The organism is Azospirillum sp. TSH64, assembly GCF_003116035.1.
Taxonomy (GTDB): Bacteria; Pseudomonadota; Alphaproteobacteria; order Azospirillales; family Azospirillaceae; genus Azospirillum.
The window spans coordinates 4,622,744-4,648,336 of the sequence record NZ_LGQW01000015.1 but is presented as its reverse complement, the minus strand read 5'-3'; the positions used below and the strand labels follow the sequence as shown (position 1 = coordinate 4,648,336).

At 67.9% G+C, this 25,593-nt stretch carries 22 protein-coding genes; 12 read left to right on the top strand and 10 right to left on the bottom strand.

Features of this window, described 5'->3' with window-relative positions:
• Nucleotides 1–60: 60 nt before the first annotated feature.
• Nucleotides 61–1,650 (bottom strand): AAA family ATPase, encoded by a 1,590-nt coding sequence (locus tag TSH64_RS22415; RefSeq protein WP_109448360.1) that lies wholly within the window; start codon nt 1,648–1,650, stop codon nt 61–63.
• Nucleotides 1,651–1,818: 168 nt separating this feature from the next.
• Here TSH64_RS22415 and TSH64_RS22410 point away from each other — a divergent pair, with 168 nt between their 5' ends.
• The 4 genes from TSH64_RS22410 (at nt 1,819) to TSH64_RS22395 (ending at nt 7,103) form a co-directional block, all read left to right on the top strand.
• Nucleotides 1,819–2,430, top strand: coding sequence for a hypothetical protein (locus tag TSH64_RS22410; protein ID WP_247873092.1), 612 nt, complete (start codon nt 1,819–1,821; stop codon nt 2,428–2,430).
• Between the two features lie 158 nt (nt 2,431–2,588).
• Nucleotides 2,589–3,146: a DUF2934 domain-containing protein gene (locus TSH64_RS22405; RefSeq protein ID WP_109448358.1), complete on the top strand. Its 558-nt coding sequence runs from the start codon at nt 2,589–2,591 to the stop codon at nt 3,144–3,146.
• 107 nt (nt 3,147–3,253) lie between these two features.
• On the top strand, nt 3,254–4,192 hold the full coding sequence (locus TSH64_RS22400) for a DMT family transporter (RefSeq protein WP_109448356.1): 939 nt from the start codon (nt 3,254–3,256) through the stop codon (nt 4,190–4,192).
• A 205-nt stretch (nt 4,193–4,397) separates the two neighbouring features.
• Nucleotides 4,398–7,103: a TIGR02302 family protein gene (locus tag TSH64_RS22395; protein WP_109448354.1), complete on the top strand. Its 2,706-nt coding sequence runs from the start codon at nt 4,398–4,400 to the stop codon at nt 7,101–7,103.
• 87 nt (nt 7,104–7,190) lie between these two features.
• Here TSH64_RS22395 and TSH64_RS22390 read toward each other — a convergent pair whose 3' ends face one another.
• Together TSH64_RS22390 and TSH64_RS22385 are read right to left on the bottom strand one after the other, a co-directional pair.
• A complete protein-coding gene (locus tag TSH64_RS22390) occupies nt 7,191–7,424 on the bottom strand; it encodes a hypothetical protein (RefSeq protein ID WP_109448352.1) in 234 nt (77 codons plus the stop codon).
• Between the two features lie 102 nt (nt 7,425–7,526).
• The gene (locus TSH64_RS22385; RefSeq protein WP_109448350.1) at nt 7,527–8,510 is read right to left on the bottom strand and encodes a DUF4142 domain-containing protein; all 984 of its coding nucleotides are present in this window, start codon (nt 8,508–8,510) and stop codon (nt 7,527–7,529) included.
• A gap of 304 nt (nt 8,511–8,814) precedes the next feature.
• Between TSH64_RS22385 and TSH64_RS22380 the strand changes: the two genes are divergently transcribed.
• From TSH64_RS22380 to TSH64_RS22370, 3 genes are all read left to right on the top strand, one after another.
• Nucleotides 8,815–10,506, top strand: a complete 1,692-nt coding sequence (locus TSH64_RS22380) for a GMC family oxidoreductase (RefSeq protein WP_109448348.1) — start codon at nt 8,815–8,817, stop codon at nt 10,504–10,506.
• Nucleotides 10,507–10,559: 53 nt separating this feature from the next.
• Nucleotides 10,560–11,144, top strand: a complete 585-nt coding sequence (locus TSH64_RS22375; protein WP_109448346.1) for a mismatch-specific DNA-glycosylase — start codon at nt 10,560–10,562, stop codon at nt 11,142–11,144.
• A 180-nt stretch (nt 11,145–11,324) separates the two neighbouring features.
• The gene (locus TSH64_RS22370; RefSeq protein ID WP_109452942.1) at nt 11,325–11,768 is read left to right on the top strand and encodes a hypothetical protein; all 444 of its coding nucleotides are present in this window, start codon (nt 11,325–11,327) and stop codon (nt 11,766–11,768) included.
• A gap of 10 nt (nt 11,769–11,778) precedes the next feature.
• On the opposite strand, the gene TSH64_RS22365 is transcribed toward TSH64_RS22370, so the two are convergent.
• Nucleotides 11,779–14,031 carry a xanthine dehydrogenase family protein molybdopterin-binding subunit gene (locus tag TSH64_RS22365; protein ID WP_109448344.1) on the bottom strand — a complete coding sequence of 751 codons (2,253 nt, stop codon included), beginning with the start codon at nt 14,029–14,031 and terminating at the stop codon, nt 11,779–11,781.
• Nucleotides 14,032–14,034: 3 nt separating this feature from the next.
• Nucleotides 14,035–14,496 carry a (2Fe-2S)-binding protein gene (locus tag TSH64_RS22360; RefSeq protein ID WP_109448342.1) on the bottom strand — a complete coding sequence of 154 codons (462 nt, stop codon included), beginning with the start codon at nt 14,494–14,496 and terminating at the stop codon, nt 14,035–14,037.
• 201 nt (nt 14,497–14,697) lie between these two features.
• On the opposite strand from TSH64_RS22360, the gene TSH64_RS22355 reads away from it, so the two are divergent.
• The gene (locus TSH64_RS22355) at nt 14,698–15,612 is read left to right on the top strand and encodes a LysR family transcriptional regulator (protein ID WP_109448341.1); all 915 of its coding nucleotides are present in this window, start codon (nt 14,698–14,700) and stop codon (nt 15,610–15,612) included.
• Between the two features lie 117 nt (nt 15,613–15,729).
• On the opposite strand, the gene TSH64_RS22350 is transcribed toward TSH64_RS22355, so the two are convergent.
• From TSH64_RS22350 to TSH64_RS22335, 4 genes are all read right to left on the bottom strand, one after another.
• Entirely contained in the window at nt 15,730–17,304 is a 1,575-nt protein-coding gene (locus TSH64_RS22350) for an IS1 family transposase (protein ID WP_146208058.1), read from the bottom strand.
• 465 nt (nt 17,305–17,769) lie between these two features.
• Nucleotides 17,770–18,606, bottom strand: coding sequence for an ABC transporter ATP-binding protein (locus TSH64_RS22345; protein WP_109452940.1), 837 nt, complete (start codon nt 18,604–18,606; stop codon nt 17,770–17,772).
• Between the two features lie 25 nt (nt 18,607–18,631).
• Nucleotides 18,632–19,465, bottom strand: a complete 834-nt coding sequence (locus TSH64_RS22340; RefSeq protein ID WP_109448339.1) for an ABC transporter permease — start codon at nt 19,463–19,465, stop codon at nt 18,632–18,634.
• Between the two features lie 28 nt (nt 19,466–19,493).
• Nucleotides 19,494–20,504, bottom strand: coding sequence for an ABC transporter substrate-binding protein (locus TSH64_RS22335; protein ID WP_109448338.1), 1,011 nt, complete (start codon nt 20,502–20,504; stop codon nt 19,494–19,496).
• Between the two features lie 12 nt (nt 20,505–20,516).
• On the opposite strand from TSH64_RS22335, the gene TSH64_RS35395 reads away from it, so the two are divergent.
• From TSH64_RS35395 to TSH64_RS22320, 4 genes are all read left to right on the top strand, one after another.
• Nucleotides 20,517–20,780: a hypothetical protein gene (locus TSH64_RS35395; protein ID WP_146208057.1), complete on the top strand. Its 264-nt coding sequence runs from the start codon at nt 20,517–20,519 to the stop codon at nt 20,778–20,780.
• 54 nt (nt 20,781–20,834) lie between these two features.
• Nucleotides 20,835–21,701 carry a 3-hydroxybutyryl-CoA dehydrogenase gene (locus tag TSH64_RS22330; protein WP_199237639.1) on the top strand — a complete coding sequence of 289 codons (867 nt, stop codon included), beginning with the start codon at nt 20,835–20,837 and terminating at the stop codon, nt 21,699–21,701.
• Between the two features lie 159 nt (nt 21,702–21,860).
• Nucleotides 21,861–23,270: an alginate export family protein gene (locus TSH64_RS22325; RefSeq protein ID WP_109448337.1), complete on the top strand. Its 1,410-nt coding sequence runs from the start codon at nt 21,861–21,863 to the stop codon at nt 23,268–23,270.
• Between the two features lie 141 nt (nt 23,271–23,411).
• Entirely contained in the window at nt 23,412–24,434 is a 1,023-nt protein-coding gene (locus TSH64_RS22320; protein WP_247873091.1) for a potassium channel family protein, read from the top strand.
• An 18-nt stretch (nt 24,435–24,452) separates the two neighbouring features.
• On the opposite strand, the gene TSH64_RS22315 is transcribed toward TSH64_RS22320, so the two are convergent.
• Nucleotides 24,453–25,532, bottom strand: a complete 1,080-nt coding sequence (locus TSH64_RS22315; protein WP_109448334.1) for a saccharopine dehydrogenase C-terminal domain-containing protein — start codon at nt 25,530–25,532, stop codon at nt 24,453–24,455.
• Nucleotides 25,533–25,593 lie beyond the last annotated feature (61 nt).

Here is a 25,593-nt window from a genome sequence, read left to right as displayed (position 1 = left end):
CCCGGGACGGAGGCCGCCAACCTTTAAGATATGACCCTTAACGCGTTGTCTCACCTGGAATTAGGCCAAGCTTGCACGGGCGTCGTCCAGCACATCCGACGCAACCCTGCCAGAATCCAGGCGCGCCCAACCGATGCTCCCCAGATCGTAGGATTCCTGCCGTTCCACCACCTCGGCGGTGGCGTCTGAGGCATCGTTGCGACGATTGGTCACACGCTCCACCCGCTCCGTCAGCGGTGCCTCCAGCCAGATGCCGTCGAAACGGACCCCGGCTCCGGCGGCGACCGCCGCGATCCGGTTGCGCTCGTCGGGCCGGGCGCTGACCGCATCGACCACCACGGCCTGACCGGCGGCCAGCACCGCCGCGGCCCGCCGGTAAAGCTCGCCATAGACCCGCTCCGTCATGGCCGGGCCATAACCCTCGGCCGGCAGCCGGTCGCTGTCGGCCACCCCGCACAGCCGCTTGCGCAGCACGTCGCTGCGCAGGACCACCGCACCGGGCGGCGGTCCAAGGTCCGGCGCGATCTCCCGGGCCAGCCGCGTCTTGCCGCTGCCGGACAGCCCGCCGACCGCGACCAGCCGCGCCGGCACCGGGTCGAGAACGGCAAGCGCCTGCTCCAGATAGCGCCGCGCCTCCCCGGCCAAAGCCTCGTCCGCCGCCCCCTCCAGCTGCAATGCCGCGGCCGACACCTTGGCCCGCACCGCCGCGCGCAGCGACAGGAACAGCGGCAGCGCCGCCAGCCCGGCGTAATCGCCCGTCTCCTCCAGATAGCGGTTCAGCACGGCATTGCCCAACGGCCGCAGTCCGCGGTGATCCAGGTCCATCAGCAGGAAGGCGAGATCGTAGAAGACGTCGGCGACCGCCAGCGCCTCGTCGAACTCGATGGCGTCGAACAGGGTCGGCTCGCCATCCAGCAGGACGATGTTGCGCAGATGCAGGTCGCCATGCCCATGACGGACGAACCCCGCCCGCCGCCGCTCCTCCAGCAGCGGCGCCAGCCGGTCGAGCGCATCGCCGGTGCGCTCCGCCAGCAGGTCCACCACAGCTGCGGGGAACAGATCCGGAGCGGCCCGCAGATCCATGACATTGCCGTCGGCCACCGCCCGCATCGCCTCCACCCCGCCGCCATCCGGCCGGGGCGTGGCATCGCGATGGAAGGCGGCGATCCGCTCGGCCAGGCGGCGCATCAGCACGGGGGTCAGCGCCTGCCGCTCCGCCATGCGGTCGAACAGCGCCTCGTCCGGGAAGCGCGCCATCGACACCAGCCAATCGACGGCTCCATCTGCACCCCCGCTCTCGTCCAGCCGAAGCCGGCCATCGTCGCCGCGGCGGATGGCGACCACGCCGCGGTAGAGCGCCGGCGCGGTGCGGCGGTTGATCGCCAATTCCTCGACGCAGGCGGCGTGGCGCTTCCCGACAGTCGAGTAATCGAGATAGGGATAGCGCACCGCGCGCTTCAGCTTCAGCGCCTGGTCCCCCGCCAGGAACACCGATGCCGCATGGGTGTCGATCCGCTCGACCGCCAGCCCGCCATGGGTGTGCGGATCGCCGAGAAAGGCGATCGCCTCCTCTTGCTGCCCGGCGTCGGAAGACCGGCCGGCGGACGGTTCGGCGGGATGCACGGTCATGACGTTAGAATAACAGAGCATGATCCCGCCGCGCTCCTGCTTTCATGGTTGAAACGCAGATGGCGATGACGACATCCTAGGGGTAGTGCCGATACTCCATGGGTCAGTTGCCACGCCCCTTCGTTATAGTGGCCGGACCTCATGGTCCGACCCGATTTGCCGTGAAGAGGGCTGGGGAGGGGGGTGCCCGTGAAACGCCTGCGCAGCAGCCACCAGAAGAACCGCCTGCCGGCCGTCCTGGCCGCCAGTCTGCTCTGGCTCGCCCTGACGGGGGGTGGAGTTGCGCGGGCGGAGTCGATCGACGCCGACGGCCGGTTCGGCAACTGGGCGCTGGGCGGCCTCGCCTACAGCCTGCAGCCACCGCCGGAAAGCAACCTCACCGTGCTGAACAGCAAGGTGCGGATCGGATCGTCGCTGGTCCCGCAGATCGAACCCTATGTCAACATCCAGCCCTGGATCGGACCGGCCACCGGCAGCAGCCTGACCCCGCGCAGCGCCGTGACCGGTCTTTCCGGCGGCCTTTCCGGGGGCCTGAGCGGCGGCGTGCTGGTCGACGTACCGCTCGGTTCCTTCGTCTTCACCCCCAGCGTCGGCGCCGGCACCCTGCCCACCGCCCGGCGCGAAGGCGCGCCCACCACCGAATTCCGCTCGCAGCTGGAGCTGGGCTATGAGTTCGACAACAAGTCGCGCTTCAGCCTGGGCTACAGCCGCATCGTCAACGACGCCGCGGCGGGCGACCCGGCGGCCGGCACCAACAACGTCTTCGGCTTTTACTACCGCCTGCCGTTCGGCGGCCCATGACCGCCCGAACAGGGCCGGGACAAGGCCGGGACAAGGCCGGGACATCGTGCCGCGGCGTCCGGTGCGGTGAAAACGCGCGCATCGGTAGCGTCTTAACCGCATTTTAAACATGGTTGGCTCAAGTGGACGCGGACCGAACGCTCCCTGGGGAACCCACCATGGCCACCAAGCGCAAGACCGCCTCTTCCGCCGCTCCCGCAACCGCTCCCGCCGCTGCCTCTGCTGCGCCGGTGTTCGAGGCTCCGGTGGAAAGCTGGGCCGACACCATCCTGCGCACCAACTTCGCGTCGGTGGAACAGGACAGCATCGTCCTGCTGCAGGCGGCCGGAGCCCTTCTGGAGTCGGACTCGCCGGACAAGGTGACCGTCACGCTGGACCAGAACCTGAAGCTGTGGATCGCCATCAAGACGGTCCTGCTGAACAGCGATTGCCCGGTCGAGCCGGAGGTGAAGGCCAACCTGCGCAATCTGGCGCAGTATGTCGTGTCCACCACCATGCTGGCGACCCAGGGCGCCATCGAGACGGCCAAGCTGGTCTCGCTCGCCCGCCTGAACATGAACATCGCCGAGGGGCTGCTGAGCGGCCACCGCAACCGCATGATCCAGGAACGCGCCTATCAGATCTGGGAAGAGGACGGCCGTCCCGAAGGCCGCGAGCAGGAGCACTGGCTGCGCGCCGAGGCGGAAGTCTCCGGCCTGTTCAAGGCCCAGTCCTGACGGACAACCGAAGCGGGTTTACGCAACACCGCCATTCCCCACCGGCATGACCGCCCGCGTCGCGACACCGTGACGCGGGCGGCAACGCTTGGTAGGCTCGGCGCACCGTGACAGCCCCGCCTCGATCCACTCCCCCCACGCACAAGCGCGTCGACAACACGCCCCGCGGCATCACCGCGATGCTGATGTCGGTGCTGTTCTTCTCGCTGATGAACGTCCTGGCGAAGCTCCTGATGGACCGCTTCCCGGTGACCGAAGTGATGTTCTTCCGCAGCCTGTTCGCGCTGATCCCGGTCTGCCTGTCGATCCATCTCGGCATCGGCTTCGCCACCACGCTGCGCACGCGCTATCCCTGGGGCCATATGGGGCGGTCGCTGATCGGGCTGACCACCATGGTCGCCATGTTCTGGTCCTTCCACCTGCTGCCGCTGGGCGACGCCATCGCGCTGAACTTCGCAGCGCCGCTGTTCCTCACCGCCCTGTCGGTGCCGCTGCTCAGCGAGAAGGTCGGCATCCATCGCTGGAGCGCCGTTCTGGTCGGCTTCGCCGGTGTGCTGATCATAGTGCGGCCGAGCGGCGACGTGCTGAACCTGGGCGCCATCATCGCGCTGTGCGGTGCGCTGACCAACGCGCTGGCGATGATCGCCATCCGCCAGCTGAGCCGGACGGAGCGGCCGGACACCATCGTCTTCTACTTCACCCTGCTGACCACCGTCCTGCTCGGGCTGTCGCTGCCCTTCTCCTGGGTCACGCCGGACCCGATGGACTGGCTTCTGCTGCTGGTGACCGGCCTGTTCGGCGGCTGCGGCCAGCTGATGCTGACCCGCGCCTATTCGCTGGCCCCGGCGGCCGTGGTGGCGCCGCTGAACTACACCTCGCTGCTGCTGGCGGTCGTCTTCGGCTGGTTCATGTGGGGCGAGGTGCCGACCGCGACCATGGCTGCCGGCGCCGCCGTGGTGATGGCGAGCGGCCTCTACATCCTGCACCGCGAGACCCGGCGCCGCACCACCGTGACCAAGCCGCTGCCGGCCGGCGACGGCGACTGAGGGTCCTACCCTCCGAAATTTCAGCCGACCGTCGCGCGTCATAGTTTCGCCATCCCGCGATGATGGGCTGTACCATCGACTTCGAGGTGAGCGAACCGGCGGGCGAAATCCGCTGGCGACGCCTATATGATTGGTTCGCGCGAGCACACCGGTCCACGGCAGGCGACCCGCCGGACCGGCTGCCTTACGGCGCGAAGGGGGCGGCATGAAGCAGAACGAGCGACGCGGCGAACCCGGGATCGAGCGGGCCGGATCCGAGCGGAGCCGGAACGCGGACCTGGCGGACGGCGTGACGGAGCCCCGGTTCCGCCTTGCCCAGGCGCGCGCGGCGCTGCTGTGGGAACGGCTGGGGCCGGCATCGTGGGCACCGCTTTCGGTGCTGGGCGGCTTCCTGGCGCTCGCCCTGCTCAACCTGCTGATCCTGCTGCCGGGCTGGCTGCATGGGCTGGCCCTGCTGGTGATGGCCGCCGCCTTCCTGTGGTCGCTCACCGTCGGAGTCCGGCGTTTCCGCGCCCCGGTCGAGGATGAGGCCCGCCGCCGGCTGGAGCGGGACAGCGGCCTTGCCCATCGTCCGCTGCACACCCTGCGCGACCGCCCCGCCGGCAATGACCCGACCGCACAGGCGCTGTGGCGCCTGCATCAGGAGCGCACGCGCGCCGCCATGCGCGGCCTGCGCGTGGCGTGGCCGGGAACCGAGGTGCCGTCGCACGACCGCTATGCCCTGCGCGCCCTGGTGATCCTGACGCTGGTGGTCGCCGGAGCCGCCGCCTGGGGCGACTGGCGCCCGCGGATCGCCGCCGCGCTGACCCCGCAGTTCTCGGGCGGCACCGTCACCGCGGCGGCGACGCTGGACCTCTGGATCAACCCGCCCGACTACACCGGCCTGCCGCCGGTCTTCCTGAAATCCGGCTCCGCCGCGAAGCCCACCGCCCAGCCAGGAGCCCAGCCGGCAGCCCAGCAGACTGCCGCCGGCACCCCTGCCGCGGACCAGCCGGTCCACATTCCGCAGGGCAGCCTGGTGCTCGCCCGCGTCACCGGCGGCAGCGGCACCCCCAGCCTGGAGGCCGGCGACCAGACCGGCCCGTTCGAGGCGGTGGACTCCAGCAATTTCCAGGTGCAGAAGCCGGTGACCGGCGGCACCCGCATCGCCGTCACCCAGGGTGGCCGGACGCTGGGCTCCTGGCCGATCCAGGTGGTGCCCGACCGCGCACCGATCATCGCCCACGCCAGCCCGCCCGCCGCCGGCGAACGCGGCGCCTTGAAGCTGGACTATGCCGCCCGCGACGATTACGGCCTAACCGAGGTGAAGGCGCAAATCCGCCTCGCCCCGGAGATGCCGCCCGCCCCTGCTCCCGGCGCGGCGAAGCCGGATGCCGCACCCAAGCCGGACAAGGCCGGCACCGAGCAGGTGCTCGAATTCCCGCTGTCGCTCCCCGGCGTCCGCCCGAAGGACGCGCGCGGCACCGCCTTCCAGGACCTGACCGCCCATCCCTGGGCCGGCATGCCGGTGACGGTGCGGCTGACCGCAGCAGACGGCGCCGGCCAGACCGGCCGTTCGGAGGATGCCGCGATCATCCTGCCGGAGCGCACCTTCAACCACCCCGTCGCCCGCGCCATCGTCAATCAGCGCAAGATCCTGACCCGCAGCCCGCAGGAGTCCCGAGTCCAGGTCGCCCGCGCGCTGGCGGAGATCTCCGCCCGCCCCGACAGCTACGGCAACGACATCGTCGCCTTCCTGTCCCTGCGCACCGCCCTGGCCCGACTGATGCTGGACCAGAGCGCGGAGTCCGTCCCCGCCCTCCAGCAGCTTCTGTGGGAAACCGCGCTGCGCATCGAGGACGGCGGCCTGTCGCTGGCCGAGAAAGATCTGCGCGACGCCGAAAAGCGGCTGTCCGAGGCTCTGGACAAAAATGCCTCCGACGAGGAGCTGAACCGCCTGATGGATGAGCTGCAGGCGGCGCTCGACAAGTTCATGGACGCCATGGAACAGCGGATGCTGGAAGCCATGCAGCGCGGCGAGCAGATCCCGATGGTCCCGCCGGAGATGGCGGACAAGATGACCGACCGCAGCGACCTCCAGCAGATGCTCGACCGCATGCGCGAGATGGCGCAGACGGGGTCGCGCGACGCCGCCCGCCAGATGCTGTCCCAGCTCCAGCAGATGCTGGAGAACATGCGCTCCGGCGCCATGGCCCAGATGAACCAGCAGAACGGCCAGCAGCAGAACCAGTCCTGGGAGATGATGCAGCAGTTGCAGAAGCTGGCGCAGCAGCAGCAGCAGCTTCTCGACCAGAGCTTCCGCCAGTCGCAGGAGTCGATGGACCAGCAGGGGCAGCAGGGCGACCAGCCCCGCGGCCGCCAGCCCAACCAGCGCCGGAACCAGCAGGGCCAGCAGCAGAACTCGGGAAGCCCGACCATGCAGAAGCAGGCCGAGCAGCAGGAGGCGCTGCGGCGCCAGCTGGGCGAGCTGATGCGGCGCATGGGCGAGCAGCAGGGCGGCGAGATCCCGCAACCGCTGGGCCGCGCCGAGCGCGCCATGCGCGACGCCGCCCAGGCCTTGCAACAGGGCGCCCCCGGTGCCGCGGTTCCGTCGCAGACCGAGGCGATGGAACAGCTTCAGCAGGGCATGCAGGGCATGGCCGAGCAGATGGCCCAGCAGATGATGGGCCAGGGCGGGCCGGCGATGATGGGCCAGCAGGGCCAGATGCCGCGCCAGGGCCGGGGCCGCGACCCGCTCGGACGCCGTCCGTCCGGCTACGGCATGCAGGATTCCAACGACGTGAAGATCCCCGAGCAGTCGGAACTCCAGCGCGCCCGCGAGATCCTCGACGAGCTACGCCGCCGCTCCGGCCAGTACGGGCGCCCGCAGGAGGAACGCAACTACATCGACCGGTTGCTGAAGCAGTTCTGACGGATCACTTCCAGCGGTGCAGACATGAAAAACGGGACCGGCACAAGCCGGTCCCGCTCAACAGGCGCCATCAGGCTGACCTGTCCGTCATTGCTCGGGACGGTCGTCGTCCGGATTGTGGTTGGCGGCGTGGTCCTGCATCTGTTCGGTCTGCACGGCCTTGCTGTCCAGGCCGCGAGCGTCGGAGTGACGGGACTTGTCGCGGTTCGACAGCACCATGTTGTCGCCGATGGCGCCGGCCGGCAGGTCGGTGGTGGCACCGGTGCCGGTGCCCTTGCCCTGCCCGCTGGGGCTCATGTGCTTCTTGCTGGCGTTCGCCATGGCGTGTTCTCCATCGGTTGACCACCCGGACCGCCGGGACGTGGACTCCCGGCGGCGGGCGGCTGGGTTTGGGAAATCGCTAACGGACCTCGGCAAGCGGGATTACTGAGGGTTGCGCGGCTGGGTGCTGTCCAGGCTGTTGGCGGTGCCATGCGCCGCGTCGCCGCCGGCAGCGCCCGTGTTGTGGCCGGTGGCGTTGTGGTCGACGCTGCTGCCGCTGCTGGTGCCATGGCGCTTGCCCAGCGAGACGGTGGTGTCGTCGTACTTGAACTCCGCCATCTGCTTGACCTGATCCTCGGTCACCTGCCGGGCGACGAGGCGGTCGCTGTCGGAACGCAGCAGGTTGTAGTCCAGCGCCACATGCTTGGCGCCGATGCCCAGCACGCCGCCGCGGTTCAGGATCACCTGGGTGGCCTTGCCGCTCTGGGCGTCGAGGATGATGTCGGCGACGTCGCCCAGCTTCTTGCCGTTCTCGCCATAGACATCCTTGCCCATCATCTTCTCAAAGCTGGTGCTTTGCTGGGCGGCACCGCCGGCAGCGGAAGCGACATTCGGGCGCAGGTCGCGGACCTGACGCAGATGCTGCTCCAGCGTCGGCAGGCTCTGTTCGGCGAAGCGCCGCAGGTCGGCGTCCTTGCCGTTCTCCGCCTGCTGGCGGAACAGGGTGACGGCGGTCTGGTGAGCGTCCATCTGGCCCTGGAGATAGGCGGAATCGAACTGGTCGCCCTTCAGGCCGCGCAGCTTGTCAAGCTTCTGCTGGTGTTCGGAATCGAGCTTGGTCGGCAGGGTCATCGACTTTTCCCGGGCCATGGTCTTCATGGCGTCGGAGGTCTTGGTGTGGTCGGCCACCATGTGGCTGCCGAACTGCTTGACGCCCTGTTCCTTCGCCTGATCCTGCGCCAGCTTACCCGCCTGGATTTCAAACATGTCGCTGATCGCCGCCTTTTCGGCGAAGGTCATGTCCTGCTGCGCCAACTGGCCCTTCTCGGTCACGGTCTTGGCCGGGGCCGGCGTCTGGGCCAGCGAGAGTGCCGGCGCCGTGAACAGGAGCACAGCGGCGGTCGCGAGAAGATGGTGGCGTTTCATGGCGGCGGTTCCTCGAATTGCATTGGGACTTGCAAGGTTTCCGGTGCCGGGCGGCCAAGCCTGCGGCCGGGCCGAAGCACCCCTCTTGCCCTTCTCAACCGTTGGGCGCGGCGGTCGTTCCCTCCCGGTCGAGGGCCGTCCGGTTCGTCCGGGGTGCCGCGCTTTTGCGACCTCCGGACCAAGGGGGACGCGCCGGGGGTATATCCGAATGAGTGCTCGGTCTAGGCCACGTGTCCGGGGCAAGAAAGGGGGCTTATGACCCCGATGACCCCGGTATGCTTATGTTCCCAGTACGGAGGCCCGCTTGCTTCGTGATGCCCGCCATGTCCTGAACGGCACGCACATCGACTGCGATCTGTGCGTGATCGGTGGCGGTGCCGCCGGCCTGACCATCGCGCGCGAACTGGCGGGCGGCAGCTTGAGCGTCGTCCTGCTGGAAGGCGGCGGGCTGGAGGTCGACGGCATTTCCCAGGCGCTGTATGCCGGCCGCAACGTCGGCCTGCCCTATGAGCGGCTGACCACCGCGCGCAGCCGCTATCTCGGCGGCAGCACCAATTGCTGGGGCGGCTTCTCCCGCCCGCTGGAGCGGACTGACTTCGCCGAGCGCCCCTGGATCCCCGGCAGCGGCTGGCCGATCCCGCGCGACACGATGATGCCCTATTACGAGCGCTCGCACAGCGTGCTCGGCCTCGGCCCCTTCGAGTACGACAGCGATTACTGGATGGAGCAGGTCCGCGGACCGAAGACCGAGCTTATTCCGGTGGAGAACGAGGACGGCAGCGCCAGCGCCTTCGAGAACCGCGTCGCCCAGCTCAGCCCGCCGATCCGCATGGGCGAGGCCTATCGCGCCGAAATCGGACGGGCCGCCAACATCACCGCCTTCCTGAACGCCAACGTCACCGGGCTGGACACCAACCATTCGGCAACGGCGGTGGAGCGGGTGCAGGTCCGCACCCTGGACGGCCCCGGCTTCACCGTCGGCGCCCGGCTGTTCGTGCTGGGCTGCGGCGGCATCGAGAATGCGCGCATCCTGCTGCTGTCCAACAAGGTGCAGGCTGCCGGTCTGGGCAACGGCAGCGATCTGGTCGGCCGCTATTTCGCCGATCACCCGCGCTTCAAGACCTCGCCGATCCGCCTGACCCGGCAGGGGCATCACCGCACGCTCTACGACGTCAGCCTGTGCCTCGCCCGGCGGCGGCTGCGGCGGCCGCACCCGTCGATCGCGCTGGCGCTGTCGCCGACCGAGGATCTCCAGGAACGGCATGCGCTGCCCAATTCCCGGACATATCTGGTCGCCTCCTACCATTCGGCGGCACTGGACGCCTTCAAGGCGATGCGCGACCTGCGGCTCCTGCCGTCGCGCCACCGTTGCCGCCGCTTCGGCGTGTCGGAGGACGAGGCGGCGAGCCTGCTGCGCAACGCCGGCCCGCGCATCCTGCGCAGCATGCCGCAGCTGGCCCATGCGCTGTTCGACAGCACCATCGATCCGGGCTGGCTGCCCCGCCGCTTCACCCTGGAAACGGTGCTGGAACCGGTGCCCAACCCAGAAAGCCGGGTGACGCTGGACCACGCCACCGATCCGTTCGGCCGCAACCTGCCCAAGGTGGACTGGCGCCTGACCGCGCAGGACCGCTGGGGCGCCAGCGAAACCCAGCGCCTGCTGCGCGAGGATCTGCTGCGCCGCGGCCTGATCACGGTGGAGGACGGGGAGAACACGGCCGAGGCGACGATGGCCGACGTCGGCTGGTGCTGGCACCATATGGGCACCACACGGATGCATGACTCGCCGCGCCACGGCGTGGTCGATCCCGATGGGCGCGTCCATGGCGTCGGCAACCTCTACATCGCCGGCAGTTCCGTCTTCCCGACCATGGGCGCCGACCACCCGACCATGACCATCGTGGCGCTGGCCCTGCGCCTGACCGACCGCGTCCTGGCCCTGTTGCAGGATGAACGCGGCAGCCCCCCCGCACCCGCGGTCGCCGCCTCGCTTTGAGCGGGGCGGCGGCGTCCTATATTGCTCTCCCTTGCGGAGAGGATTCGATTGCCATGGACCTGTTCGACGATGTTCCGGCCCCGCCCCTGACCCCGGCCCCGCCGGGATTGCCGCCTCCCGCCGGGCCGCTGCCGGACATCGTGGCGCCAGGGCTCGAATGCCTGTTCGTCGGCTTCAACCCCGGCCTGCGCTCCGGCGCGCTCGGCCATCACTATGCCGGGCGCGGCAACCAGTTCTGGCGCCTGCTGCATGAGGCCGGGCTGACGCCGCGCCTCTACCGGCCGGAGGAGGACATCACCCTGCCGGCCATCGGGCTCGGCTCCACCAACCTCGTCGCCCGTGCCACCGCCAGCGCCGCTGAGCTGTCGCGGGCGGAGCTGCGCGGTGGGGTGCCGCGGCTGGCGCGGATCGTCGGCTTCGTCCGGCCGCGGGTGCTGGCCTATACCGGCAAGGGCGTCTATCTGGCGGCGACCGGCCTGCCCGACGCGCCCTGGGGCGTGCAGGAGCGCAGCCTGTTCGACGGCGTCGCCGATGTGGTCGTGCCGTCGCCGAGCGGCCTCGCCCGCCTGCCCTTCGAGGACAAGCTGCACTGGTTCCGCGAGGTACGGGCGGAAATCGGGCGTCGCCGGCTTGCCTGAACCCGTCTCCGACGGAGATGTCGCCTCCGTTGCAATTCCTGGGGAGGCGGCAGGGATTGTTGTCCGGACGGAGAATGCCGGCCGGTCAGGACGGGACGCGGGGGGCACTCCCCCTGCCCCGGCATCTCGCCGGGAAAGGCCGGGCAGGCCGATACCGGCTTGAGCCATGCTGTGCCCCGCATGACCGCGACCGCCCGAACCCGTCCCGTTGACCAACAGGCACCGCAGACCGACAGGGTCGCCCTGCGGCTGCGCCGCCGCCATTGGGCAATCCTGGCGCTGGCCGTCCTGCTGATGGCAGGGGTTCTGCGGGCGGCCTGCTATCTCACGGTGCTGACGCCTGCGACCGCCGCGACAGAACCCTGGAAAGACCCTTGGGGACCGCGGCTTCCCCCATCACCCTTGACGGACACCCATTACCGGCAGCTCGCCCGGCTTCTGCATCTCGATCCGCCCCACAAAAAAGGGCCGGCGGAGACTCCCGTCCCCGCCGGCCCTGTGCAACCGGATCCCGCAGTGAAGCTGCTGGTCGACCATGGCTGGCCCGCCTACCCGCCCGCAACGATCCCGGCCGCCGCGCGGACGGCCGGAATCGTTGCAGTCTCGGACAAAGCCTCGCCTTAGCCGCCCCGTCTCAGCTGACGATGCCGCCCCGGCTGAAGGGCAGCGTCTGCAAGGGCTGGCCGGTCACCGAGAAGACGGCGTTCGCCACCGCCGGTGCCACGGTCGGGACGCCCGGCTCGCCGGCGCCGGTCGGCCGCTCGTGCGACGGCACGATGTGGACCTCGACCACCGGCATGTCGGACATCCGCAGCGGCAGGTAGCTGTCGAAGTTGGCCTGATCGACCACGCCGTCGGTCATGGTGATCTCGCCGCGCAGCGCATGGCCGATGCCCCAGCCGGCACCACCCTCCATCTGGGCCTTGACGATGTCCGGGTTGACGACCTCGCCGCAATCGACGGCGACGACGATCCGGTCCACCTTGATCTGGCCCTTGGCATCGACCGTCACGTCGGCGACATGGGCGACATAGGTGTTGAAGCTCTCATGGACGGCGACGCCGCGGCCCTTGCCCTGCGCCAAGGGCTGGCCCCAGCCGGCCTTCTCAGCTGCCAGCTTCAGCACGCCGGCCAGACGCGGATGGTCCTTCAGCATTTCCATGCGGAAGGCCACCGGGTCCTTGCCGGCCGCCTTGGCGAGGCGGTCGATCATCACCTCCTTGGCATAAGCCGTGTGGGTGTGCCCGACAGACCGCCACCACAGGGTGGTGACCGGCGAGGCGACAGTGTGGGCATCGACCGCGAGGTTCGCCACCGGATAGGCCATGTCCGAGGCGCCCTCGACCATCGTCGCATCGACGCCGTCCTTGACCATCACCGCCTCGAACGGCGTGCCGGCCATGAAGCTCTGGCCGACGATGCGCTGCTTCCAACCGACGAGCGCACCCTTGGCGTCGACCGCCGCGGTGATCCTGTGCAGGAACAGCGGGCGGTAGCGGCCGCCCTTGATGTCGTCCTCGCGAGTCCAGACCAGATGCACCGGGGCCTTGGGATAGGCCTTGGCGATCATCACCGCCTCGGCGATGTAGTCGGCGTTGGTGGTGGCGCGCCGGCCGAAGCTGCCGCCGGCCCACTGCGTCTCGATCTTCACCTGCTCCGGCTTGCAGCCCAGGATGTGGGCGGCGGTCATCTGCTCGACCGTCTGGAACTGCGATCCGGCCCAGATGGTGCAGCCACCCTCCGGGTTCAGCGCCACCACGGCGTTCAGCGGCTCCATCGGCGCATGGGCGAGGTAGGGGAAGACGAACTCGCCGTCCACCGCATGGCCGCCCTTGGCCTTGGCATCGGCGATCGCCTTGTCGGCATCGCCCTTGTTCGCCGCGACCGAGCCCGGCTTTTCCGCCGCCTTGCGGTAGTCGGCCAGCATGGCGTCGGTGCCGCGGGTCTCGGCCTTGCCATCGTCCCAGGCGACCGTCAGCGCCTCTCGGCCCTTCATGGCGGCCCAGGTATTCTTGGCGATCACCGCGACGCCGACCGGCAGGCTGATCACCTCGATGACGCCCGGCACCTTGCGGGCGGCGGCATCGTCGACGCTCTTCACCGTGCCGCCGAAGCGCGGGCTGCGCGCCAGCACCGCCGTCACCTGACCGGGGCGGCGGATGTCCATCGAGAAGATGGCGGTGCCGTTGGTCTTGCTGATGTGGTCCAGCCGGTGCAGGTCCGGCTTGCCGATCAGCACATAGTCCTTCTGCTCCTTCAGCTTGACCTGCTGCGGCACCGGCAGCTTGGATGCCTCCTCCGCCAGTTCGCCGAAGGTGGCGCTGCGGTTGCTGGCGGCATGGCGGACCACGCCCTTCGACACCGTCACTTCGCCGGCCGGAACCTTCCACCGCACGGCAGCGGCGGCAACCAGCATGGCGCGGGCGGCGGCGCCGGCCATGCGCAGCTCGTCCCAGCTGTTGGCGACGGCGGTCGAGCCGCCGGTGCCCTGGATGCCGAAGAAATGATTGGCGTACAGCTTGGCATCGGCCGGAGCGAAGGCGCCGCGCACCTGGGCCCAATCGGCGTCAAGCTCCTCGGCCGCAATGGTGGCGATGCCGGTGACGATGCCCTGGCCCTTGTCCAGATGCTTGGCCAGCACGGTAACGGTATTGTCCGGCGCCACGATGACGAAGGCGTGCGGGCGCGGGTCGGCCGGGCCGATGATCTTGGGCGCCGCTTCGGCGGCCAGCGCCGGCATCGGCAGATGCGCGCCGACCACCAGAACGCCGGCACCGGCGCCGATGGCCTTCAGGAAACCACGGCGCGACGGGGCGGGCAGCGGCGTGAGCGACAGCCCGTCGCCAAAACCATTCTGTGCGGCCTGACGGATCAGATGATGCAGCATGGATCAGGCCCTCATCGTCTGGGCGGCATCCTTGATCGCCGCGCGGATGCGGACATAGGTGGCGCAGCGGCAGACATTGCCGTCCATCGCCGCGTCGATGTCCTGGTCGGTCGGGTTCTGGTTGTCGGTCAGCAGCGCCACGGCGCTCATGATCTGGCCCGACTGGCAATAGCCGCACTGGACGACGTCCAGCTTCTGCCACGCCGCCTGGACCGCCTGGGCGGCCTTGCCCTTGACGCCTTCGATGGTGGTGATCTTGCTGTCCGGCGTCAGCATGCCGACCGGGGTCTGGCAGGCGCGGGTCGGCGTGCCGTCGACATGGACGGTGCAGGCGCCGCACTGGGCGATGCCGCAGCCGAACTTGGTGCCGGTCATGTTAAGCTCGTCCCGCAGAACCCACAGGAGCGGCATGTCCTCGGGAACGTCGACCTGACGCTCCTCGCCGTTGACGTTGATGCGAACCATGGCTCTTGCCTCTTTCTCCCTGAACGGAACCACCGGCCTGCCCCGACGATTGGAGGAAGGACGACGACAGGTCCGCTGCCCGGTTGCGGGCGTTGGCTACGGAATATGGTTTTTTTGATTGATGGCTGTTGGATCAGCGCTGGCTAGACAGAATACACCGTCCAGTGCACAATGAACTAGGACGCTTTGGTTCATATCGTCATGAAAGCAATTCATAACCCGGCGCTCGACCTCAACCTGGTAAAGGTGTTCGACGCGCTGCTAGAGACCCGCAACGTTTCCCGCGCGGCCGAGGCGCTGGGCGTCAGCCAATCGGCGGTCAGCCACGCGCTGGGCCGGTTGCGCACCCTGGTGGGCGACCCGCTGTTCGTGCGCACCGGCAACCGGATGGAGCCGACGCCGCGCGCCCAGCGTCTGGCCGAACCCCTGCGCGACCTGCTGGTGGGTGCGGCCCGCGCCCTGTCGGCGGAGGAGGATTTCGATCCCCAGCGGGAGGAACGGACCTTCACCATCTCCACCACCGATTCCATGCAGGCGGTCCTGCTGACCGGCATTCTGCGCGATGCGGCGGAAGGCAATCTGCGCGTGTCGGTGTCGCTGCTAAACCTCGACCCCGACGCCATGCTGAACGCGTTGGACGACGGCACCCTCGATCTCGCCATCGGCTATCTGCCGGATCTGCGGCGCTGGCACGACGGGCAGGTGCTCTACCGGGAAACCCATGCCTGTCTGTACAATCCGAAACTCGTGCCGGTCACCCCGCCGATCGGGCTGGAGGACTACACCCGCTATCCGCATTTGATGCCGTCGCTGCGCGGCGGGATGACCAGCTTCATCGACGAAGAGCTGGCGGCACTCGGCACCAGCCGGCGGGTCGCCGCCTCGACCACCCAGTTCCTGGCGATCCCGATGATCCTGATGCAGGTGCCGATGCTGACCTCACTGCCCGCCCGGCTGGCCCGTCTGTACGCCGACGCGCTGGGGCTGGCGACCAGCCCGCTGCCCTTCGACATCGGCGACTACGAAATGTCGATGATCTGGCACCGCCGCAACACCGGCTCCCCCTCGCATGGCTGGCTGCGCCAGCGCCTGAGCGAAGAGGCGGCGAAGCTCTGATGCGAAAAAGGGGCGCCCACGGCGGGCCAGCCCCTACACAAAGGTGTTGCGGGTCGCATGACCCGCAACATTACTTGGCAGCACTTCCCAGCACCCGTTCAGCTATCCGGGACGGGCTCAATCCACTGGGGCCTTGGCGTTCGGGTCGAAGTAGACGATGTCTTCCATGCGGACCTTGCCCTTGGCGACCCCCAGCCGCTCCGCCGGGGTCAGGCCGTCCTCGCCCGTGAAGCACCAGTTGTACCAGACCCGGAAGATGTCGAGGCACTTGCCGACCATTGCCGGGTCGTAGGGTGCGTAGCCGTGCCAGACTCGCCGGGCTCTGCGGGTCGGCGAGATAGGCCGCTCCAGCAGCCGCAGACGCCGCCGAACCAGCATGAAGAAGCGATCGATGGCGTGGAGCGAGGCCCGGTTGAACAGATGAGCCAGACGGTCGAGGTCGTCGTCGTCATAACCGTTCAGGTCCGTCAGCAGCGCCACCTTTTTCTCCGGTTCAGCCATCGTCGGGAACGGATGGTCAACCCATTTGCCGTCGAGCCTGCCGCGTTCTTCCGGGCTGGCGTCAGTGATCGCCTGGATACGTTCCCGCATCACCGCGACCTTGACGCGCCGCACCTCGGTCGGTGTCGCCTTGGCAGGGTTCAGTCCTCTGGCCGTCAACGCCTGTTCTAGCCGCTTCGTCGCTTCAGCGGTGGCCGTGCGCTTCTCGTCCACCGTCCGATCCTTCGCGATGGCGACGAAGAAGGCATCGGCCCAGCGGTCCCGAACGCCATCGTGGAACGCGGCAAAGCACGCCTGCTTCATCCCGGCGTCCTGGTCGAGAAAGAAGCGCACCTTCCGTGCCCCGTGCAGAAGGTGGCGAAGATAGAGGAAGTGCCCGTAGAGGCCGTATTCGGCGTGGACTTGCATGCCCCGCTCGGGCAATGCCTGCCCCTCATCCAGAAGTTCGGCGGTCGCGAGGTCATCGCGGGCGGCGACCAGAACCTCGCGTTGCTGGATCTCCACGTCCAGGCTTTGCCCTTTCCGGCCGGAGGCCGCAGCGGTTGCCTTGGCTCGCTCGACGGAAGCCGCATAGTCTGACCGGAGCCAGAGCCGAGCGTGCCTGCGGAACGGTGGGTCCTCGGCGTTGTCGCCTGCGCCGTCGGCTTCCGTCTCGACCTGCTCAGGGTCGAGCGTCGCGTCGAAGTTCGGCGTCATGGCGAAAACGTATCCTGAGTGCAGGTCGGCGGTGCCCGCCGAAGTCAGTTGGACCGTCTTGCGGGCCTTCCGGTCGCCCCAGTTGACGATGTAGTCCTGTCGGTCGGAGCAGAGGTAAAGGCGCTCGAATGGGGTGTTGGAGAATTGGCGTTCACGCTCGGCGGCGAATCTCAGACACTGCCGATGCAGGAAGTCGATTTTCCCGTAGACGGACGTGTAAGACAGGTCCGCAACCTCACAGATGCGGCTGATGGGGGTCTGGTTCACCAGAAGTCGGAACACCAGTAGGTTCTCGTGCGGCTTCTTGTGTCCGGTCGTCGGGCCAGGGACCGAGAAGGTCTTGCCGCACTTTTTGCAGAGGAACCGCTTCGAGCCGGAGCGTGTCTTGCCGTAAAGACGGTAGAGGTCAGGATTTTCCCGAGTCGCCTGTTCGTGGTTCAGACAGGCGGCGTTTGGACAGCTGTGTCCCTCCGGAATCCGCAGAAAAGCGGCCACACGCGAGAATTCTTCGTGAATTCCCCGATTGGACTTCAAAGTGGTTGTTCTGCGACACAATTGGCAGTAAAGCCCGGGAACGCCACCCGTGCCGCTCAGTCTGTAGTTATCTCGACTGGGCGCCGTCGCCGAGCGACCTCGGGCTGACGCGCGGCTGGGTGGCACGCCGAAGTTCGCGCAGCCCGGCGTTTTGCAGAAATTTACTTCAATTCCCGAGTATTCTGCGGGAATTCGACGCTGACTACTTGTCGAAGAAATCTTCGGCATGAGAACGCGCACTCCAGCACCGCCGCAACGGAGGCCAGAGTGCGCGTCTACTTAGCGTTCCGCAAGTCAACCTCGGGCGGAACCGCGCGCTCCGGTATAGTCGGAGAGTAGAGCGCGGTTCCGACGAGGTGCAACACCTTTGTGTAGGGGCTGGCCACGGCGGGGCGCCCCTTCCTGTCCGCTTGAACCTTCTTCCCGTCAATCCGCGGTGACGGAGCGGATTTCGTCCTGGCTGAAGCGCTGCTGCTCCTCCATCACCATCTGCGACAGCTCGCGCTTCAGGCGGTTGAACTCCGGGGCGGAGCCGTCGCGCGGGCGCGGCATGTCGACGACGACGTCGCGCTTGATGGTGCCCGGCCGGTAGGTCATCACGATGATGCGGTCGGCCAGATAGATGCTCTCCTCGATGGAGTGGGTGACGAACAGGATGGTCTTGCCGACCTCCTCCCAGATGCGCAGCAGCTCGTCCTGAAGCGTGCGGCGGGTCAGGGCGTCGAGCGCGCCGAACGGCTCGTCCATCAGCAGGATCGGGCTGTCGAGCGCCAGCACGCGGGCGATGGCGACGCGCTGGCGCATGCCGCCCGACAGATCCTTGGGAAAGCGGTTGCGGAAGTCCTGCAGATGCAGCTTCTGCAGCAGCCACTCCACCCGCTCGGCGATCTCCGCCTTGGACATTCCCTTGATCTCCAGGCCGAAGGCGACGTTCTGCGCCACCGTCATCCAGGGGAACAGGGCATATTCCTGGAACACCATGCCGCGGTCGGGACCGGGTTCGGTGATGGTGCGGCCATCGACGGTGACGGTCCCCTTGGTCGGCGGCTGGAAGCCGGCCACCGCGTTCAGCAGCGTGGACTTGCCGCAGCCCGAGGGCCCCAGCAGGCAGACGAACTCGCCCTTGCGGATGTCGAGGTCGATGTTCTGCAAGGCGACGATCTTCTGCGCGCCGACGGCGAAGGTCTTCTCCACCCCGCGCACCTGGATCTGCACAGGCGCCGCGTCGGCGACGGGAGCGGTGTCGGCAACACTCTTCAGCATGGGCGTCATCTCCATCCCCTCCCCATCAGTTCTCAAGACCGCGGTGCCAGCGCAGCAGGTGGTTGTTCAGGCGGTTCATGCCGATGTCGATGGCGAGGCCCAGCAGGCCGATGGTGAACATCCCGGCGATGATCTTGTCGGACCACATGAACTCGCGCGCTTCCAGGATGCGGAAGCCGAGGCCGGAGTTGACGGCGATCATCTCCGACACGATGACGACGATGAAGGCGGTGCCGATGCCGATGCGGGCGCCGGCCAGGATGTAGGGGGTGGCGGCCGGCAGTATGACGCGCAGGAACATGGTCAGCTTGCCGGCCCCCAGGTTGCGGGCGGCGCGCAGATAGATGCCGTCGACATGGCGCACCCCGGCGATGGTGTTCATCAGCACCGGGAAGAAGGCGCCGATGGCGATCAGGAACACCGCCGGCGCATTGCCCAGCCCGAACCACAGGATCGCCAGCGGGATGTAGGCGATGGGCGGGATCGGCCGCAGCACCTGCATCAGCGGGTCGAACAGCGCGTAGATGCGCGGGTTGCCGCCCATGGCGAGCCCCAGCGGAAGCGCCAGCCCGGCGCCGACGGCGAAGCCCAGCACCACGCGGTACAGGCTGGACCAGGCGTCGAACAGCATCTCGCCCGACAGCGCCCACAGGATCCAACTGGATTGCGCCGGATCGTAGGCTTCGGTCGGCAGCAGATAGGCCCACCAGCGCACGACCACCTGCACCGGCGACGGCAGCACCACCGGGTTGATCAGGCCGGAGGTGGACAGGATCTGCCACAGCGCGATCACCAGGACCGGCACCAGGGAGCCGCGCAGCAGGGCCGCGGGCGAGAAACGGGGCTTGGCTTGGGACATGGGGCGTCCTCCTTCCGCTGGGTGGGGCTCAGTTCGCCTTCACGGTGCCGGTACCGGCGTCATTCGCGGCCGCCTTGGTGGCCTTCGCCTTTTCCAGCAGGTCCAGCTTCACCCAATCGGCGGCCTTCGGCGGGTTGTCCATGCGGCCGACGCCGAACTTCTGCATCATGTCGGTCGTGACCTGGACGTGATGGACCGACAGGTCGTAGCTGTAGGGCGAGTTGCCGATAGCGTCCTTGAAGTCCTGGCTGGAGATCTGGCCCTTGAACATCTGTTCGCGGACATACTTCTCGGCCAGATCGGGGTTGGCGATGAAGGTCGCCGTCGCCTCGACGAAACAGTTGACCAGACGCTGGGCGACGTCGGGCTTCTTCTTGTAGAAGTCCTCGGTGATGACCAGCGAGCGCACCGGCTCGCCCAGTTCGGTGTCGTACGGCTTGACCACCTCGACGCCGAAGCCCTTGTTGATGGCTTGGCTCGATTGCGGCTCGGACTGCGACATGGCGTCGATGCTGCCAGCCAGCAGGGCCTGGTTCATGTCGGCGTAGGCCATGTAGACGATCTGCACGTCCTTGCCGGAACGGTCCGACCAGCTCAGCCCATGCTTCGCCAACTCGGCCAGCAGGATCAGTTCCTGGGCGCCGCCGCGCGGGGTGGCGACCTTCTTGCCCTTCAGGTCGGCGACGCTCTTGATGCCGGCATCCGGCTTGGCGACGATGCGTGCCCCGCCCTTGGCGAAGCCGGCCACCGCATAGATCGGCACGCCCGACGCACGGCCGGCGATGGCGGCGTCCACCGCGCTGGCGGCCACGTCGATCTCGCCGGCGACGATGGCGGGCAGGATGTCGATGCCCTTGGGGAAGACCCGCTCCTCGATCTTCAGGTCGTACTTGCCGGCGATCTCCTTCATGTAGGAGACCGCGCCGTAATGGGCGAATTTCAGGTTGCCGAGTCGGACCAGATCGGCGGCCGAGGCGCCCTGGGCGGCGAGTGCTGCGGCAGCGAAGGCGGTGGCGGCGAGCAGAGTCTTCCGGAGCATCGTGTCTCTCCCATGGGGCTTGATCCGCGACCCGTCGCCGCGGTTGGCCTGGAGGAGAGCAAGGGGCGTGCCATTGTCAGTTCGTCGCGCAAACAGTTGAAAAGCCTGGAGCCGGCCGTCGGCGCCATGGGCTGCATCGGCGGAAAGCCGCCGATGGCGGTGCACGGGCAGGCGGATTTCCGCCGACACCCGTCCCTGCGGCAGGTCGCCGCGCCGGGGGATAGCCGCGCTTACCGCTTACGACAAGTCATCGCAGCGCAACGAAAATGCGTGTAGAAGATGCTGCATCTGCGAACCAACGCACGCGCTCAACCGATAGGGACAAGAAACATGGCCGAGAGCATGGGGATCGAAACGATCGGCGTCATCGGCGCCGGACAGATGGGCAACGGCATCGCCCAGGTCTGCGCCGTCGCCGGCCTGACGGTGGTCATGACCGACATCTCCGAGGAAGCGGTGCAGCGCGGCCTGTCGACCGTCGGCGGCAGCCTGGACCGTCTGGTCAAGAAGGAGAAGATGACCGCCGCCGACCGCGAGGCCGCCGTCGCGCGCATCACCGCCACCACCGACAAGTCGAAGCTCGCCACCTGCGATCTGGTGATCGAGGCCGCGACCGAGAATGAAGACCTCAAGGTCAAGATCCTGAAGGATCTCTGCGCCACCCTGAAGCCGGAGGCGCTGGTCGCCACCAACACCTCGTCGATCTCCATCACCAAGCTGGCGACGGCCACCGACCGTCCGGACCGCTTCATCGGCCTGCACTTCTTCAACCCGGTGCCGCTGATGGCGCTGCTGGAGATCATCCGCGGCATCCAGACCAGCGACGACACCCACGCCAAAGCGATGGCCTTCGCCAAGCGCGTCGGCAAGTCGCCGATCACCGCCAAGAACAGCCCCGGCTTCGCCGTCAACCGCATCCTCTGCCCGATGATCAACGAGGCGATCTTCGCGCTCCAGGAAGGCATCGCCACGGCCGAGGACATCGACGCCGGCATGAAGGCGGGCTGCAACCACCCGATCGGCCCGTTGGCGCTGGCCGACCTGATCGGTCTGGACACCATGCTGTCGGTGATGGAGGTCTTCTACGAAGGCTTCAACGATCCGAAGTATCGCCCGGCCCCGCTGCTGAAGGAGATGGTCGACGCCGGCTACCTCGGCCGCAAGACCGGCCGCGGCTTCTACGACTACAGCAAGTAACCGCTGCGGCAAGGGAGGGCCCAAGCGCCCTCCCTGCCAAATCCGGTCAAGTCGGCAAGGGGGTGCGCAGAACCGTCAAAAGCGGTTCGGATGGAGCAATCACCCGGCCGGGCATCTCCATAGGATCGGTGCAGTCCAGCGCCATCACGGAGATGCCCCATGACGGCCCGCCTTCGCGCGGCGGCGGTCGCCCTTTTGCTGTGGATCGGTCCGGCCCATGCAGCCGATCCGCCACCGCTGACCAACACCCGCTATGACGAGGATTACCGTTACCTGCTCCAGCCCGGGGCAGGGACCGGCACCTATTGGGAGCGGTTCAAGGCCATCCCGGTCACGCCGGACGGTTTCGCCTCGCTCTCCACCGGGCTTGAGTTGCGCCTGCGCGGTGAGGCGGTCCGCAACAGCGGCTGGGGCCAGGACGAACCGCGCAACGACGCCTATGGGCTGTGGCGCGCCCTGCCCTACGCCGACCTGCGCGTCGGCCAGAGCCTGCGTCTGTTCGGCCAGCTGATCATGGCCGACGCCGACGGCAAGCTGGGCCCGCTGGCCCCGCCCGATGCCGACCGCATCGACCTGATGCAGGGATTCGCCGATTTGAACGCCCCGCTGGGCGAGGCCCAGGGCACGCTGCGTGTCGGCCGCCAGATGCTGGCCTACGGTTCGGAACGGCTGATCTCCATCCGCTACGGCGCCAATGTCCCGCGCGCCTTCGACGCGGTGAAGGGCATCGTCACCGCCGGCCCCTGGCGGGTCGACGCCTTCTACGGCCGGCCGGTCCAGCCGACACCGGATCTCTTCGACGATGGGCGCGACGCCAAGCGCACCGCCTGGGGGCTTTATGCCACCCGGCCGCTCGATCTGGGCCATTTGGGATTCGAAGGGGGCGGCAGCGCCCGGCTGGACGCCTATTACATCGGCTATCGCAACCGCCGCGCCGGCTTCGACGCCGGCCGGGCGAACGAACTGCGGCATACGGTCGGGCTGCGCAGCTTCGGCAAGGCGGCCGGCTGGGACTGGAACTGGGAGGCGATGGGACAGTTCGGCCGTTTCGGCAGCGGGTTGATCCGGGCCTGGTCGTTCGCCACCGACAGCGGCTATCGCTTCACAGACCTGCCGCTGCAACCCCGGCTCGGCCTGAAGGCCAACATCGCCAGCGGCGACGGCAACCCGCGCGACGACCGTCTGGAGACCTTCAACCCGCTGTTCCCGCGCGCCAAGTATTTCGGCGAACTGACGCCCATCGGTCCCTACAACCTGATGAACCTGCATCCGTCGCTGGACCTCGCCTTGTCCGACGACTTCAGCCTGTCCGCCTCCGCCATCGCCTTCTGGCGGGAAAGCCTGGACGACGGCGTGTACGACCTGACCGGCGGGCTTCTGCGCTCCGGTTCGGCGTCGAAGGCGCGCTATGTCGGCACGCAGGGCGAACTGGTGCTATCCTACAGCTCCGGCCGCTCCTTCGAGGGGCTAATCTCCTATTCGCTGTTCCGGCCCGGTCCCTTCCTGAAGGACAGCGGCCCGGCCAAGACCATCCATTTCGCCGGGATGGAAGCGGTCTTCAAATTTTAAAGCGCAAGCCTTGCAGCCGGACGGCGATCCCGTACGTTCAGTCAATCAGCCGGGGCTTTTGATAAGCCCCATATGGACCGACGGCGGATGCGGGAAGCGGTGGAACGGAGACTTCAGGACAGACGGCGGACCAAACCGTCCTTGCGCAAGGGTCGGCTTCTCCATGTCCGCTCCGGACTGTCGGCGGAAAAGACCCTGCTGCTGCGGGTCGGGATCGTCGCCGCCCTGATCGCGCTGGTCATCGCGGTGTTCTGGTTCGACCGCGACGGGCTGAAGGACCAGATCGACGGCCACATCAGCTTTCCCGACATCCTCTACTTCGCCATGATCACGGTGACCACCGTCGGTTACGGAGACATCGTGCCGGTCAGCCACACCGCCCGGCTGATCGACGCCTTCGCCGTCACGCCGATCCGCATCTTCATCTGGTTTATCTTCCTCGGCACCGCCTATGAGCTGGTGGTGCAGAGGATCGTGGAGGAATTCCGGTTGAGCCGCATTCAGAAGCAGCTGCAAGGCCACATCGTGCTGTGCGGCTTCGGGCACAGCGGCTTCATCGCCGCGCAGGAGACCGTCTCGAAGGGCCATCCCGCCGACCACATCGTCGTCATCGACGAGTCGGAGGACCGCATCCAGCTGGCGGCCGACTGCGGCTTCGTCGGCCTGCTCGGCGACGGCACCAGCGAGGACACGCTGAAGAATGCCTGTGTCGGCAAGGCGAAGGCGGTGATCGTCAGCACCGGGCGCGACGACACCACCATCCTGGTGATCTTGACCGTGCGCCACCTGTCCGCCGCCACCAAGATCGTGGCGAACATCAAGCAGGAGGAGAACATCAAGCTCGCCAATCTCAGCGGCGCCGACCTGGTGGTGTCGCCGCCCAAGATCGGCGGCTACCTGATGGCCGACGCGGTGGAGACGCGCTACGCCACCCCCTTCCTGTGCGACCTGATGTCGGCCGGCGGGCAGATGGTGCTGAGCGAACGCCGGGCGGAGCCGGACGAGGTCGGCCTGACCATGGCGGAGGTCAACGCCGGCATGGTGGTGCAGGTCCACAGCCACGGCCGCGACATCCCCTTCACCGAACGCAACCGCTACCTCATCCAGCCGCAGGACACCCTTCTGATTATCAGCCTGCCCGCGGAGGGGAGCCAACCCAACTAGGATCGGCCCCCCACACGCTCACCCCTTGTAATGCCGGCCGAAGCGGTTGTTCAGGAAGGCATCCAGCGGTACCTGTTCCTGCCGGATGAAGCCGGCCTGCGGGATGGAGCCCTCGCGCAGCAGGTCCAGCACGGCGCAGATGCCGGCGGCGGTGGTGACCTGGATGGCGCTCCAGGTGCGGCCGGCAATCGGCTTGCTGTAGATCTTGGTGGCGAAGGTCTCCTGCCGCAGCTCGCCGTCCTGCATGCCGGTGGCGGTCGCCAGCACCAGCACCACGTCCTGCAAGGTCAGCGGCACCGCAGTTTCCAGCACATCCTTCAGCAGATGGCGCCGCTCGCCCAGCCGCAGGTCGCGGATCAGCAGACGGACGATGTCGCGATGGCCGGGATAGCGGACCGTCTTGTAATCGAGGTTCCGCACCTTTCCGGCCAGCGTCTCGCACAGCGAGCCCAGCCCGCCCGACGTGTTGAAGGCCTCGTAATCGACACCGTCCAGCGCAAAGCGCTCGTCACCCTCCAGCGGCATCACCTCGTGCGGACGGCCGTCGACGATGGCCTCGCACGGGTTGCAATACTCGTTGATCAGCCCGTCGGTGCTCCAGGTCAGATTGTATTTCAGGGCGTTGGTCGGGTATTGCGGCAGCGCGCCGACCCTGAGGTGCAGGTTGTGCAGCTCGTCGAATCGGCGGGCGAGGTCATGGCCGACGATGGAGATGAAGCCCGGCGCCAGACCGCATTGCGGGATCAGCGCCGTACTGGCCGTCTCCGCCAGCATCTTCACCTTGCGGGTGGCGGCGACATCCTCGGTCAGGTCGAGGTAATGGGCGCCGGCCGCGACGGCGGCGGTGGCGATGACTGGGGTCAGGGTGAAGGGGCAGGCGCTCAACACCGCCTGCTGGCCTTCCATGGCGGCGCGCAGAGACGCCGGATCCTCGACATCGACACGCGCCACCCGCAGCCCGGCATGTTCGGCGCGGTACAGCAGCGCCTCGTCCCGGTCGCCGATGGTGACGGCGAAATCGCCGGTCTCGGACAGCAGCGTGCCGATCATCGAGCCGATCTTGCCCGCACCCAAAACCAGAACCTTCATCGTTGCCATGGTCTCCCGCTCCTCTGTTCAGCCGTGTCCCGTGTTGGCGGGCCATGCCGATGGTTTGGCC

Bases quoted from the DNA above. Each gene is read 5' to 3' on its own strand.
- TSH64_RS22415 (WP_109448360.1), bottom strand. From the start codon at position 1,650: ATGCTCTGTTATTCTAACGTCATGACCGTGCATCCCGCCGAACCGTCC.
- TSH64_RS22405 (WP_109448358.1), top strand. From the start codon at position 2,589: ATGGCCACCAAGCGCAAGACCGCCTCTTCCGCCGCTCCCGCAACCGCT.
- TSH64_RS22395 (WP_109448354.1), top strand. From the start codon at position 4,398: ATGAAGCAGAACGAGCGACGCGGCGAACCCGGGATCGAGCGGGCCGGA.
- TSH64_RS22390 (WP_109448352.1), bottom strand. From the start codon at position 7,424: ATGGCGAACGCCAGCAAGAAGCACATGAGCCCCAGCGGGCAGGGCAAG.
- TSH64_RS22385 (WP_109448350.1), bottom strand. From the start codon at position 8,510: ATGAAACGCCACCATCTTCTCGCGACCGCCGCTGTGCTCCTGTTCACG.
- TSH64_RS22375 (WP_109448346.1), top strand. From the start codon at position 10,560: ATGGACCTGTTCGACGATGTTCCGGCCCCGCCCCTGACCCCGGCCCCG.
- TSH64_RS22370 (WP_109452942.1), top strand. From the start codon at position 11,325: ATGACCGCGACCGCCCGAACCCGTCCCGTTGACCAACAGGCACCGCAG.
- TSH64_RS22365 (WP_109448344.1), bottom strand. From the start codon at position 14,031: ATGCTGCATCATCTGATCCGTCAGGCCGCACAGAATGGTTTTGGCGAC.
- TSH64_RS22360 (WP_109448342.1), bottom strand. From the start codon at position 14,496: ATGGTTCGCATCAACGTCAACGGCGAGGAGCGTCAGGTCGACGTTCCC.
- TSH64_RS22355 (WP_109448341.1), top strand. From the start codon at position 14,698: ATGAAAGCAATTCATAACCCGGCGCTCGACCTCAACCTGGTAAAGGTG.
- TSH64_RS22345 (WP_109452940.1), bottom strand. From the start codon at position 18,606: ATGCTGAAGAGTGTTGCCGACACCGCTCCCGTCGCCGACGCGGCGCCT.
- TSH64_RS22340 (WP_109448339.1), bottom strand. From the start codon at position 19,465: ATGTCCCAAGCCAAGCCCCGTTTCTCGCCCGCGGCCCTGCTGCGCGGC.
- TSH64_RS22335 (WP_109448338.1), bottom strand. From the start codon at position 20,504: ATGCTCCGGAAGACTCTGCTCGCCGCCACCGCCTTCGCTGCCGCAGCA.
- TSH64_RS35395 (WP_146208057.1), top strand. From the start codon at position 20,517: ATGGGGCTTGATCCGCGACCCGTCGCCGCGGTTGGCCTGGAGGAGAGC.
- TSH64_RS22330 (WP_199237639.1), top strand. From the start codon at position 20,835: ATGGCCGAGAGCATGGGGATCGAAACGATCGGCGTCATCGGCGCCGGA.
- TSH64_RS22325 (WP_109448337.1), top strand. From the start codon at position 21,861: ATGACGGCCCGCCTTCGCGCGGCGGCGGTCGCCCTTTTGCTGTGGATC.
- TSH64_RS22315 (WP_109448334.1), bottom strand. From the start codon at position 25,532: ATGGCAACGATGAAGGTTCTGGTTTTGGGTGCGGGCAAGATCGGCTCG.